The 12,709-nt window shown below is 38.4% G+C and carries 10 protein-coding genes and 2 riboswitches; of the genes, 5 read left to right on the plus strand and 5 right to left on the minus strand.

From position 1 onward, the window contains the following. The first annotated feature begins 51 nt into the window (after positions 1-51). A complete protein-coding gene (locus PVA17_RS09965) occupies positions 52-1,155 on the plus strand; it encodes a glycosyltransferase (protein WP_274067598.1) in 1,104 nt (367 codons plus the stop codon). A 170-nt stretch (positions 1,156-1,325) separates the two neighbouring features. On the opposite strand, the gene PVA17_RS09970 is transcribed toward PVA17_RS09965, so the two are convergent. From PVA17_RS09970 to PVA17_RS09990, 5 genes are all read right to left on the minus strand, one after another. Next, positions 1,326-4,823 carry a S8 family peptidase gene (locus tag PVA17_RS09970; RefSeq protein ID WP_274067599.1) on the minus strand — a complete coding sequence of 1,166 codons (3,498 nt, stop codon included), beginning with the start codon at positions 4,821-4,823 and terminating at the stop codon, positions 1,326-1,328. A 223-nt stretch (positions 4,824-5,046) separates the two neighbouring features. Continuing rightward, on the minus strand, positions 5,047-5,883 hold the full coding sequence (locus PVA17_RS09975) for an energy-coupling factor ABC transporter ATP-binding protein (protein ID WP_274067600.1): 837 nt from the start codon (positions 5,881-5,883) through the stop codon (positions 5,047-5,049). Next, a complete protein-coding gene (cbiQ, locus tag PVA17_RS09980) occupies positions 5,883-6,653 on the minus strand; it encodes a cobalt ECF transporter T component CbiQ (protein ID WP_274067601.1) in 771 nt (256 codons plus the stop codon). The genes PVA17_RS09975 and cbiQ overlap by 1 nt, the downstream gene beginning before the upstream one ends. A gap of 3 nt (positions 6,654-6,656) precedes the next feature. Beyond that, positions 6,657-6,929, minus strand: coding sequence for an energy-coupling factor ABC transporter substrate-binding protein (locus PVA17_RS09985; RefSeq protein WP_274067602.1), 273 nt, complete (start codon positions 6,927-6,929; stop codon positions 6,657-6,659). 1 nt (position 6,930) lies between these two features. Next, positions 6,931-7,677, minus strand: a complete 747-nt coding sequence (locus tag PVA17_RS09990) for an energy-coupling factor ABC transporter permease (protein ID WP_132359990.1) — start codon at positions 7,675-7,677, stop codon at positions 6,931-6,933. A 384-nt stretch (positions 7,678-8,061) separates the two neighbouring features. Beyond that, positions 8,062-8,246: riboswitch (cobalamin riboswitch) on the minus strand. A 406-nt stretch (positions 8,247-8,652) separates the two neighbouring features. Beyond that, a riboswitch (cobalamin riboswitch) is annotated at positions 8,653-8,835 on the plus strand. 142 nt (positions 8,836-8,977) lie between these two features. Here PVA17_RS09990 and PVA17_RS09995 point away from each other — a divergent pair. From PVA17_RS09995 to cobK, 4 genes are read left to right on the plus strand one after another with little or no spacing between them, the layout of a single operon-like run. Next, positions 8,978-9,349, plus strand: a complete 372-nt coding sequence (locus tag PVA17_RS09995) for a (2Fe-2S) ferredoxin domain-containing protein (protein WP_132359988.1) — start codon at positions 8,978-8,980, stop codon at positions 9,347-9,349. 4 nt (positions 9,350-9,353) lie between these two features. After that, on the plus strand, positions 9,354-11,024 hold the full coding sequence (gene cobJ, locus PVA17_RS10000; RefSeq protein WP_274067603.1) for a precorrin-3B C(17)-methyltransferase: 1,671 nt from the start codon (positions 9,354-9,356) through the stop codon (positions 11,022-11,024). 14 nt (positions 11,025-11,038) lie between these two features. Next, complete coding sequence (locus PVA17_RS10005; RefSeq protein WP_274067604.1) at positions 11,039-11,950, plus strand: sirohydrochlorin chelatase; 912 nt, start codon at positions 11,039-11,041, stop codon at positions 11,948-11,950. After that, the gene (cobK, locus tag PVA17_RS10010) at positions 11,947-12,708 is read left to right on the plus strand and encodes a precorrin-6A reductase (protein WP_274067605.1); all 762 of its coding nucleotides are present in this window, start codon (positions 11,947-11,949) and stop codon (positions 12,706-12,708) included. Before PVA17_RS10005 ends, cobK begins: the two co-directional genes overlap by 4 nt. The last annotated feature ends 1 nt before the right edge of the window (position 12,709 follow it).

The raw sequence follows: 12,709 nt of genomic DNA on the forward strand, positions 1-12,709 counted from the left end.
TGTAGCGACAGCTACAATTATGCCGAGGCATAGTTGATAAGGGGGGATGATATGTCAAAAAAGATAGCCTTCATATGTAGCGTGGAATCGTATAAGCTTTCTGACGCACATATTTTCAAAGATTTGTGCCTTGTTCCGATTTTGTTAGGTGAATATTTAGGCTATGATGTTAGTATTTTGACGACGGAAATGAATGAGGCATTATTGAAACAAAATTTTCCTGCTGTTACTTTTCAACATATTCCGTTTGAGGATGACTATGTTGCTAATATGAATACCTATTTAATAGAGCATGCAAAGGACATCGATATTGCATTTGTAATAGGACCGTATCCATCGTATTTGTCGATATTAAAAACCTATAAAAAATTTAATCCGAACGGAAAAATTTATATGAAACTAGATGTTAATCGTTTTTGGTTAAACCGATTAAAAACCTATCCTTATTTTTCAGAGTTACTCCAGCTTTGTGATGTACTTTCCTCTGAATGTGAATCCATTCAAAACGCTATTCATGAATTTTTAAATTTAGATATTAAACGTATTCCTAATGGTTTTTATGAGCTATTTCAAACAGAGCCGGTTTCATATAAAGAGAAAGAAAATAGAATACTAACGGTTGGCCGTTTAGATGCTCCTGAAAAACAAATTCTTTTAGCAGTCAAAGCATTTTTAGCTGCACAACTTTCAGATTGGGAATTTCGGTTAGTAGGTCCCATGTCAGAGGCGTTTAGACAGGAGCTGCTGAACGTACTTGATGGAAACCCATTTGCGGCACAGGTTATTATTTTGGGACCGATTTATGATAAGGTGCAATTGGAGGAGGAGTATAGAAAGGCTAAAATTTTTTGCCTTACCTCTTTAGTAGAATGCTATGCTCATGTATTTGCTGAAGCTGCAAAGAATGGTTGTTACATTGTTTCGACTGATGTAGATGGGGCTTTGGATATTACTCATAATCAACGCTATGGAACAATTCATCCGACACATGATTGGCAAAGTGTTGGGCAGACATTGCAGCAAGTAACGAAACAGGAAGCTTTACTAGGGGATACGTGTGAACATCTCCAAGCATTCGCAAGGGCGGAATTAAATTGGAAGCAGATTGTGCAAAAGGTGGCACAATATTTAGGTGAAAAGCCAAGTTTAAATTAGGTTGAATCGGAAAGGTAGATCATCTCTATATAAAAAATCCCCTAGATTTTTCATCATCTAGGGGATAAACCTTCATTTGTTTGAAAACTTAAATCTTGTAGTTGTTATACTACCTTCAACTGAAAAGTCTATTGTTCTTTAAAGTTCGTTTTTCAGCCCAAGGGTATATCTTATTTTATTTCAAGTGTATATGGTTGAGTACTAGCTTTGCCGTAATATTCACTTACTTCAATATAGTAAGTGCCTTTATCCAGTTCGACTGTACCTACTTCAGCATCTCCAGCTCCGTAAAGATCTAAAGTTTCAACTGTTTTTCCTTTTGCATCAATAATACGGATGACACCATCTAGTGCTTTTTCTGTTTGAAGAGAGAAGGACACATTGCGTTTGCTGTCGTTATTAAATTCAAAATAGTCCTTATCACCAAATGGAACACCAGCATTTAAATATTGAGTAGCTACCCATTTATCATCTTTTTTCGTAAGTACAGTTGGTTTTGTCGGTATACCATTAACTAACTTAGAATCTGCATCCTCATCTTGTTTTTTATGATCAAACAAAGTTAGTGTATATGGCTGGATTGATACTTGTCCTACATTGCTTCCGTTAAGAACAATAAAATAACCGTGATCTTTTTTGGCTTTAAAAGAAGTATTTACATCTGTTGTTCCTCCAAGACCAAGTAGCATTTGAAGTAGGTCTTCACCTTGTCCAAATGGTATTTCAGTAGCCATTTCATGTGGATCGATTTCCATATTACCATTTGTATCTTCTATAATAGAGCCTGAAAATTTCAAGTCATTTTGAAGTTCATTAGGTAATTGAGCTAGCTGTTCTTTAGTATATGGTACAGAAGAAATAAGAAGACTCATGACTTCATCTTTCCCCTGTTGTTTATAGTAGTAGAAATCAGTATCATCTTGATAAATGAGATGATCTTTATAAGTAATACCAGGTTTTATCGTTGTTGCAGTGGTTGGTGTGTTATTACTTCTATTATCGTCTTCTGGAATTGCTGCCATTTTACTAGTTTTAAGTGTATATGGTTCAGCAGAACGATCACCAAAATTCATCACTTGTACTACATATGTTTTGTCCTTTTTCAATGCAATTGCCTTTGCATCGTTTGGATCACTTGCTGATCCAAAAAGTAGACTGAGTAACCCCATATCATTCGTTAATGAAGAAACTGGGATTAATTCATTTGTTTCCTCATCATATTCGAATACAGTACCGGCTGGAGATTGGTTTAAACCTTTTTGAATTCGGAAACCATATACAGCATCTTCTTTAGCTGTAAATGCGAAGTAATCTTGATCATCTTCTGTTTGGAAGTATGCTTTTTGATCTTTACCAATATCAAAACGAATTGCTTGGCTCATGATTTGGTCAACATTTTCCGGTTGTCCCATAGCATCTGGATTCATGAATATATTCATAAAATCATTTAGTTGATTACGTTTCTTTGCTTTATACTCCGTTAAAGGTAAAATTTCCTTTTGTACGTTGTCTTCTTGCATTCCGCCATTTGATGAAAGTCCATCTTCATCCTTAGGAAGGGTAACGACTTCACCTTTTAATGTGTAAGGAATGATGGATTCACTAACAGTTTGCTCAGTTTCAATACCGCCGCCAAAGAACATATCAAGTGAAAAATTCATACCGTTTTCATTAGATACGCTTATTACATACTCTTCCTCCGGTACAGCATCGACAACTAAGTTGACGCCATCGCCTTTATCCGTGCCGTAAGATGCTCGGATTGGGTAGGCCTCATTTAATCCTTCAGCATCTTCCTCCTCTGATGGAACATTAACTAAATCTTCTTTTAGATAAAGCTCCATAGAAGCAGAAACACCTGGAATCCCAGCTAAATCAAATTTCAGTGTCGTTGGTTCATTCACTGAAAATGTAAAATAATCTTTATCACCTAGATGATCTTCAGAAAGTAGGGTATAGTTTTTCCCGGCTGTACTGAATGGGAATTTTTCAATCTTCGCCATATGTTCCATATCTAATGCATCAATTGGTAATTTTTTAGTTGTTTGGGCCGTGAATACGTAGTTTGAATCACCTTTCGAGCTATAGCTGCCATTATGATCTTTTACGCCAATAAGAAGGGTTCCTTTTTGATCTGCTTTATATAGGTATCCTTCTTGCTTGCCTACACGTACATCATTGACTTTAATTGGTTCTACTTCTTTTTTATTACCTTCAGGGTAGAAGTATAAATCAAATGCATAATCATATTTGTCTGCACCTTTTAATGTCAGTTGAGCATACTCATTTGCATCTAGCTCCACCTTGTACCATTTCTTTTCGTCTGGTAACTTGAATTCACCTTTTTCAGTATTTACTATATCTTTTTTAAGGGCTTTTGCGTTTTTCAAGCGCTCTTCTTTTGTTTCAGAATACTGTTTTGGTAGATTATTAATATTAAACTGTAATGCTTTCACAGGATCTACAAGGCCATGTCCATATGTCAGATCATAGCCCTTTTCACCTAAATCCTTTGCGGTCATTTCGAGAATAGCTTCTATTTCATAAGGCTTTAAATCTGGATATTTTGATTTTAGTAGGGATGCCACACCTGCAACAACAGGAGATGCCATCGATGTTCCACTAAATTTTACAAAGGATGATCCTTTTTTCTCATCATGAACTGTACTGTAAATGTCTTCACCTGGAGCTACAAGATCAACCGATGGGCCATAGTTTGAATAGCCTGATAGCTTGTTTCGATCATTTGTAGAGCCTACACTAATAACGCCTTCGTAAGAAGCAGGGAAGGAGTAATTGTCTGTCGATTCATTTCCAGCAGCTGCTACAATGGTAACTCCTTTATCAATGGCTTTCTGAACGGCTTCCTCCACTAATGGAGAATCACCATAACCGCCAAGGCTCATATTGATAACATCTGCGCCTTGCTCAATGGCGTAAAGGATTCCTTGTGCAATAACGAAATCACTAGCGCCATCTTTTCCGTTGAATACATCAATTGGAAGAAGCTTGGCATTTGGATTAATCCCATGTCCTCCAATACCATTATCTTTTGCCGCGCCAACAATTCCTGCTACATGTGTTCCATGCTCATTAGGATAAGATGTATTGGCAGGTGCTGCTGCATTATATGGTGGTAGTACTTGAGATTTTAAATCTGGATGTTTAAAATCCACACCACCATCGATAACAGCTACTTTTACATCATTGTTACCTGCTAATTCTAGTGCTTTATCAATTTGAAGTAGACTCAAATGGTACATATCCTGTTTCTTTGGATCTACTTCTGTGCCAAAGGAATGATACACGTAGCTTGGAGATACTTTTTTAACCCCTTTTTGTTTCACATAGTATGAAACTGCTTTTTCTAAATCTGTTCCTTTGTTCAGTTGGATAACATCGTATCCTAATGAAGGAATAGAGCGGATCACTTTTGCGCCAATTTTTTTGTGCACATTCTTATCAAGACCGGAATGTTTGACGATAATCGTATCCTGACTAATCCATTCTTTTTGATTCTTAGATGTTTGATCCTTATTGCTAGCTACTTTCACTAACTCTTGGTTCTTCGCTGTTTTTTGTGGCGCTTCAGCAAAGGCAGAAGTAGCAGGAACCATTAGTGCTGCTGATGCTACTAAAGCAACTGATTTTTTCTTCCAGTTTTTCAACTGTTTTCCCTCCTTGAGTGTGCCAAATATTTGTGACATCTATACTAATACGGATGACTGATAGAAAAGTTTCATAATAAGTATATATTTTTCCAAAAGCACCATTCTATATTTTACCATATTTATCCCATTATAAAAATATGAGAAGAGTGGTCGAAACATTCTACTCGATTTGTGAGATGGGAGTAGGAGCACAGATTCAATTAACTATGAACAAATTATCTTAAAGCTGCTCAAGAAGTCTGTGCAAATCTTCCTTCGAACGAGGAATTTTAATGTTTTTTTTAAATAACTTTTTCTTTTGCAAGGCAATGGCCATTTCAAAGACCCATGGGCGTTCAAGATGGGCTCTTTCAAGCAAATCCTCTTGGAAGAACATTGCAACTGGATCTCCATTATAAATAATTCTCCCAGCTTCCATCACGATTATTTGATCTGCCCATTCATAAGCTAATGAAATATCATGTGTTGCCAGTAAAATGGTTCGTTCACCGTTCTCTAGTGTTTCTAAATACTGTAAAACTTGTGCACTATAATAATTATCTAGTCCAGCTGTCGGTTCATCTAATAATAAAACGGAAGGTTCCATTGCAAGTACTCCTGCCATTGCGACACGTTTTTTCTGTCCAACACTTAAAAAATGGATCGGTTTATCTAGCAATGCTTCGACTTCGGTTTGAGCGACGGCCCACGCAATTTTCTTTTCAATTTTTTCAGTTGTCCAGCCAAGATTCAAAGGACCAAATGCAATATCTTGCTTAACTGTGCCAGAAAAAAGCTGATTGTCGGCATCCTGAAAAACAATACCAACCTGTTGGCGTAATTGTTTTAATGCTTTTCTACTATAGTTCAGGTCATTGCCACAAAAGGATATACTTCCAGCGGTAGGCTTCAAAATACCATTTAAATGCTGAAATAACGTTGATTTTCCAGCTCCATTATGACCAAGTAAAGCGATTTTTTTCCCCTTTGGAATTTGAAGTGTAATATCTGTTAGTGCATAAGTTCCATCTGCATAAGCGTAGGATAAATGTGTTAAATCAAAGTATAAATCTGTCATCAGAAAAAACCTCCATAAATGATGAGCAGTATAAAAATAGTAGCAATACCTATCCAATTTTTTGTGTTATAGATAACATCGTTTTGCCAATAAACAGTTTCGCCTCCACGGGCTTCCATCGCATTGTTTAGTTCACGACTGCGTTGGAACATCTCGACAAATAAAGCTGTAATTAACATTGATACCGAACGAAGCCACTGTATAGGGGAGCTGTATCCTAGACGAGCCTGCTGGGCAAGATGAATTTTTTGCATACTATCTAAAAAGATAAAAATAAAACGATACGTCAGCTCTACTAGCTCTACAAATAGAGTTGGAATTCGCCATTGTCGTAGCACGTAACAAATAGAGTGGACTGATGTTGTGAGAATTAAAAAATACAAACAGCTAATGCTGCCAAGGACGATGAAAAAAAGCTGTTGTGCTGTCACGAGGCTCGCTCTGCCGATAAAAATTGTCCAACTATTAAGTGAAAATGACCAAATATACGCTGGTAACGTGCTAGTTGTTGGCGCTATAGAAATTAACATTGACACTAAACTTGATAGTAAAAAAAATCCGGGTAGCAATAGCAATTTAGCATAATATTTAGCAGGGATTTTTGCACCTAAAATGATAAAAGCACTCATCACAAAAAATGTAATGAGTGAAATTCGTTCATCTCTCATGATAAGCGACAATATAAGTAGTCCAAGGGATAACGTCATTTTTTCTAGCGGATGAACAGTCGCTAATTTATTTAAATAAGCATACTTATCAATGAGTAACATCGCTTAACTCTCTTTATGTTTGCCGCGCATTAAGCCAATGAAATAGCCGATAAATCCAGCGCCAATAGCAGCTTGTAGTGCGAATAATAAGCTTTCAATTTCACCACTTGGTGGCTCCCATAAGCTTTCAAACCATGGCTCGTAGTTAGCATCAATTTCACTAATTGCTGCCTCCGCTTCACCATCAGCCCCTCCGAATTCTGCCCCTTTTTGAATAAATAGGGGGATAATCGCTAGGAACACAACAATGGCTAAGAGTAGTAGGTTTTTTTTCATGTTAGTGTGCCTCCTTTGTTGAGAAAACACGTAGAGCCTTTAATTCACTCACATTGTATTTTTTTAGGAAGTTCATGACGATCACTGTTAAAATTCCTTCACTAACAGCAAGAGGAATTTGAGTTAAGGCAAAAATACCAGCAAATTTTGTGAATGAAGCCATAAAGCCTCCGACCTCAGAAGGGAAGGCAAGAGCTAGTTGCACTGAAGTGACAACATATGTACCTAAATCACCAAGCATTGCTGCTAAAAAGACGGCTACTGAAAATGATAATCCCATTTTTTGTGAGCCCTTAAATACATAGTAAGCGATAATAGGGCCCATAATGGCCATCGAAAAGGTATTTGCCCCTAATGTTGTAAGTCCACCGTGTGCTAGCAGTAAAGATTGGAATAATAATACGATTGTCCCGATAACACTCATCGCTAATGGTCCAAAAAGAACTGTTCCAAGTCCAACTCCTGTTGGATGCGAGCAACTCCCTGTTACAGAAGGGATTTTTAAGGCAGATAGTACAAAGGCAAAGGCACCCGATAGCCCTAATATCATTTTTGTTTCAGGATTTTCTTCAATGGTTTTTCGAATAGAACGTAATCCTAAAATAATAAATGGAATCGATACGACCCACCAAAAAATCGCCCATTCAATTGGCAAAAAGCCCTCCATAATATGCATCGCAAATGCACGATTTGGCACGAATAAAAATGCCAATAAGAAATAACTAAGCTTCCAACCTGAAAATTTCAAGAATCTCTCCTCCTAGCTTTAAAATTTTACGAATTAGTATTAGTATGCGATCGATCCAATGTGCCTTGGCGTAATTGTAGCTACCGCTTCGCTTTCGCTACAGAAAACATTTGTAGCTGCCGCTTCGCTTTCGCACAGATAAACAATTTGTCTGGATTTTGAATTGTGCATTCCTTTCAAAGTCCGTGACATCCGCCAGAGGCTTTTTTTTCATTCAGTAGGTGTTTTGGCCCGTTGGAACCATATCTGTACGCATCTACCACCTTGAGATGGAGTCTCTGCTGAATGAAAAAAAGCACTTCTCCGATAGTGGAAAAGTGCATAGCTAAAAAAGCAAATAAAATTCTAATCTGCTAAGCCGCACACCCATCCTCGTAGGTTGAAACGATCACGTATTTTTCGGCAGGTCTCCTGGCTTTAGTTCAACGTTTTATAGGTCTTCCCATCCTTTGGACAGTGACTTTTTCTATAAAACTCCCTAGTACAGTGGCGGGACCGCGCCGGACTTGAACCGGCTTCCCTTTTAAGCGAAAAGCTGAACAATTCGCACCGAAAAAAGATGAAGTTGTGAGATTTCACGACAAAGTGTAACATGAATTTCCATATTTATGCTATGATTTTTATGAAAAAATTTAAAATTGATAGTCTATGTCGAAAATTTAGATAAATCAAAAAGAAATGTCGCGTTTTTCTATTGAATTTTAAAAAAATTGTCACAAATTAAGAAAGTAATATTGAAATTTTTAAAAAATAAGCTATGATAGAAACAGTTTTCAATTACATGAAAATTGCTTTCAGCAAATGTCTTTTGTAGTGAAAGTGAAGCGTTCGCTATAGAAGCCTCCTACCTGTATAGATGGTGAGATGAATGCTGATTTAAGTTCTTTTCAGCGGGTGTCAAAACACCTGTACCTGCTGAAAGAAGGTAAAGCCCTCGGACAAGTATGCCGAGGCATACTTGATATATTAAAAAATTCATATAAAACGTCCATAAGTGCTTGAATATTTTCAAGATAATAGGGAAATCGGTGAAAGTCCGATACAGCCCCCGCTACTGTAATAGCTGATGAAATCGTGATTGCCACTAGTGAAACTAGGAAGGCGCGAAAGTAAAAGGAAGCTTAAGTCAGGAAACCTGCTTATGTGATGATGCATGCAAACTTTTCGGAGGGAGAAGTTGAAGCGAAAGCGAGTACCTGTATATATTCGTTTTTATTTGGCTTCTACTAAACCTTTACTCTTCGTCTAGAGTAAAGGTTTTTCTTTTTCCTAAAAGCAAATGAGGGGAGAACGAACGATTATGACAACTTGGAATTTAGAGGGTATGAAAACACATCTGTTTATTTGTAATGGCAGTAGCTGTATGAAAAAAGATGCTGAGGACATTACACAGGCGATCCGTGACGAAATACAGGTGCTGGCACTTGATCAGGAAATACATACGACGAGAACTCGCTGTAATGGCAGATGTAAGGATGCTTGTGTTGTCATTGCATATCCTCAAGGGAATTGGTACCGTATCCCGACAACAGAGCATGCGAAGGCACTCGTACAAGATTTAAATCATGAATCGTTACATAATGAGCATGTCTTTACATTGCGTGAAGGCTCGCTACACCGTACAGCACAAACAACAGCCATTAAAGGTATTGAAAAGGTGAAAGAGGGGTAACAACATGGCGCAAAAAGGTAAGATTTTCGTAGTTGGCTTTGGCCCTGGAGACTTTAAACATATTACGACTCGTGCTGTAGAGGCACTGCAACAAAGTCATATGATCATTGGTTATAAAACGTATGTTGAACTTATTCAGGATTTAGTTAGTGCAAAGTCGATTATTAGTACTGGTATGACGGAGGAAGTTTCACGTGCACAGGAAGCGGTACGTCAAGCAGAGGCTGGAAGTATCGTATCGGTCATTTCCAGTGGAGATGCCGGCGTTTATGGAATGGCAGGATTAGTGTATGAGGTATTAATCGAGCTAGGCTGGACAGAAGCCACTGGTATCGAGGTAGAAATTGTTCCAGGTATTTCAGCTATTAATTCGTGTGCGAGTTTACTAGGTGCTCCAATTATGCATGACGCCTGTACCATTAGTTTAAGTGACCATTTAACACCTTGGAATTTAATTGCAAAAAGAGTAGAAGCAGCAGCGATGGCGGATTTTGTTATTGCTCTTTATAACCCAAAAAGTGGACGTCGTACGAGACAAATCGTAGAGGCGCAACGAATTTTATTAGAATATCGTTCGCCAGATACACCGGTTGGACTTGTAAAAAGCGCATATCGCGACCGTCAAGAAATTACGATGACTACTTTAGCTGAAATGCTTGAACATGATATCGGCATGTTAACGACAGTTATTATTGGGAATTCAACAACATTTTTCTACGACAATAAGATGATTACGCCACGTGGTTATCAGCGGAAATATACACTTGGTGATGAAAAACAACCGTTACGACCACATCAACGACTCAAGGAAGAAAATGAACCATGGGCGATGAATCAAGAAACAGGAGCAGCTCGTAATGATTTTGCGACAGATCCTAATGCCAATCGTATTAAGCCCAGTTTAGCCATTAGACCACAACTAAAGCCTAAAAAATCGTCACTTGAAATGGCAACAGCAGCTCTTGCTTTGGTGAAGGGTACAAGCGCTATGAAAGTAACACCCAAGCTCGTTCAACAAAAAATCGAATCTGTTTTTGAATTAGCGGTTAGTCCTGGGGTAGCCAATAAGTTCTTTACGCCGCAACAAATGATGACATTAGCTGAAGTAGTTGGTGAGGAAGGGACGATGGAGTATACACCAGACCATCAAATTCATTTGAAAATTCCAACGTCTGAGCCTGAAGAAATTACAACAAAGCTCCGTGAAGTTGGCTTTTTACTTGCACCACTTGGTGACGTACTTTCGTTAAAAGCTTGTGACTTCTGTTATGGAGAAAAGTTCGATTCGATTCCATATGCGGAAGAGATTCAAGAAAAGCTTGGGGGTATGGCGTTACCGAAAACATTAAATATTGGCTTTAATGGCTGCGGTATGGCGTGTTATCGAGCAGTATTTGATGATATTGGCATTGTGTATCGTAAAAGTAAATTTGATGTTTTCATTGGTGCCAAGCCGGTTGGTCGTACAGCACATGCGGCCCAGCCTGTTGTTGAAGGGTTAGAGCCTGAACAGCTCATACCACTTATCACAGACATTATCGATGAATATAAAGCAAATGCGCATCCAAATGAACGTCTGTTTAAATACTTCAAGCGTGTGAAAAAGATCCTACATTTTACGTATCAGGATATGTCTTCAAAAATAAAAGTAGAGCCAGCTCCATGCGGCGACTAGTGAGGAGTAATGAAATGAAAGCAATTTTATTTGTCGGCCACGGGAGCCGTTTAGAAGCAGGAAATGAAGAGGTACGCGCGTTTATCGAGCAAATGACACCTCGGATTGATGAACGTTTTTTAGTTGAAACATGTTTTTTAGAGTTCGCTTCGCCGAATATTGAGGAAGGTATTACGAACTGTGTGAAGAAGGGTGCAACAGAGGTACATGTTATTCCGATTATTCTTCTTCATGCTGGACATTCAAAACTACATATTCCAGCAGAAATCGAACATGCACGCGAGCATTATCCAAATATAACGTTCACATATGGTCAAACAATCGGTATCCATGAAGAGATATTTGCTATTTTAGAAGACCGTTTAGCTGAAATCGGCTTTAATGCTGAAGAACAACATGAAGATACTGCTATTTTATTAATTGCACGTGGTGGCAGTGATCCTGCTGCAAATGGTGATTTTTATAAAATTACACGCTTGTTATGGGAAAAACTACCGGTTAAGTATGTGGAAAGTGCCTTTATGGGTGTCACTGATCCGCGTGTTGAAGAAGGAATTGAGCGTTGTGTGAAGCTCGGTGCTCAAAAAATTATTATGCTACCGTATTTTTTATTCACAGGTATCCTAATGGAACGTATGAACGGTATGTGTAAGCAATTTAATGAAAAATATCCGGACTGTGCTATTCAAATTGCTAACTATTTTGGCTATCATGAGCGTTTACAAAATGTACTATTAGAGCGTATTGAGCAAGCTGTAAATGGCACGTCAACAGGTATGCAAGATTTAGAAAATTATCGTGCTTATGCAGCAGTACATGGACATGCGCATCATCATCACCATCATGACCACGACCATGATCATCACGACCATCACGACCATCACGACCATGATCATCACCACCATGAAGAGGAGCCAGCGAAATGATTTTCATGTTAGCAGGGACGAGCGATGCTAGAAATCTAGCACTTGAAATCCAGTCAGCGGGTTATGCTGTGACAGCAACGGTCGTTACTGAATCAGCTGCTTCTAGCCTTGCTGAAGTAGGCCTTCCTTATTTAGTCGGTCGTTTAACGGCGGATGAAATGGCGACGATTATTACAGAGCGAGGATACCGTTTAGTGGTAGATGCCTCTCATCCATTTGCTGAAGAAGCTTCAAAAAATGCTATGGTGGCAGCTGAGCAAGCAAATGTTCCGTACATTCGCTATGAGCGTGCTCATGAGCATTATACACATCCATTAATTACGATTGTGAAAGATTACGACGAGGCAGCCCGGTTAGCAGCAGAAAAACGTGGTGTCATTATGCTAACGACGGGCAGTAAAACACTAGCAACCTTTACAAAGGTATTACATGGTTTAGAAAATACACGAGTAATCGCGCGTATGCTTCCTCGACTCGATAATATGGAAAAATGCGAAGCACTTGGTGTGGCACAAAGAGATATTGTTGCCATACAGGGCCCTTTTTCAAAGGAATTAAATGAAGCACTTTTTCGTCAATATGATGTGACGTTGATGATTACGAAAGAAAGCGGCAAGGTTGGCTCGGTGGATGAAAAGCTAGAGGCAGCCCTTGCATGTGGCATTGAAACGATTTTAATTGCAAGACCAAATATAAAATACGGACAGCAATATTCTACATTTGAAGACGTACTTCAAGCTGTACAAAACACACTTTAGG

This window comes from Lysinibacillus sp. CNPSo 3705, from assembly GCF_028674935.1.
Classification (GTDB): domain Bacteria; phylum Bacillota; class Bacilli; order Bacillales_A; family Planococcaceae; genus Lysinibacillus.

What these genes read in the sequence shown, in the direction of transcription:
- PVA17_RS09965 (WP_274067598.1), top strand. Translation starts at nt 52, where the DNA reads ATGTCAAAAAAGATAGCCTTCATATGTAGCGTGGAATCGTATAAGCTT.
- PVA17_RS09975 (WP_274067600.1), bottom strand. Translation starts at nt 5,883, where the DNA reads ATGACAGATTTATACTTTGATTTAACACATTTATCCTACGCTTATGCA.
- cbiQ (WP_274067601.1), bottom strand. Translation starts at nt 6,653, where the DNA reads ATGTTACTCATTGATAAGTATGCTTATTTAAATAAATTAGCGACTGTT.
- PVA17_RS09985 (WP_274067602.1), bottom strand. Translation starts at nt 6,929, where the DNA reads ATGAAAAAAAACCTACTACTCTTAGCCATTGTTGTGTTCCTAGCGATT.
- PVA17_RS09995 (WP_132359988.1), top strand. Translation starts at nt 8,978, where the DNA reads ATGACAACTTGGAATTTAGAGGGTATGAAAACACATCTGTTTATTTGT.
- cobJ (WP_274067603.1), top strand. Translation starts at nt 9,354, where the DNA reads ATGGCGCAAAAAGGTAAGATTTTCGTAGTTGGCTTTGGCCCTGGAGAC.
- PVA17_RS10005 (WP_274067604.1), top strand. Translation starts at nt 11,039, where the DNA reads ATGAAAGCAATTTTATTTGTCGGCCACGGGAGCCGTTTAGAAGCAGGA.
- cobK (WP_274067605.1), top strand. Translation starts at nt 11,947, where the DNA reads ATGATTTTCATGTTAGCAGGGACGAGCGATGCTAGAAATCTAGCACTT.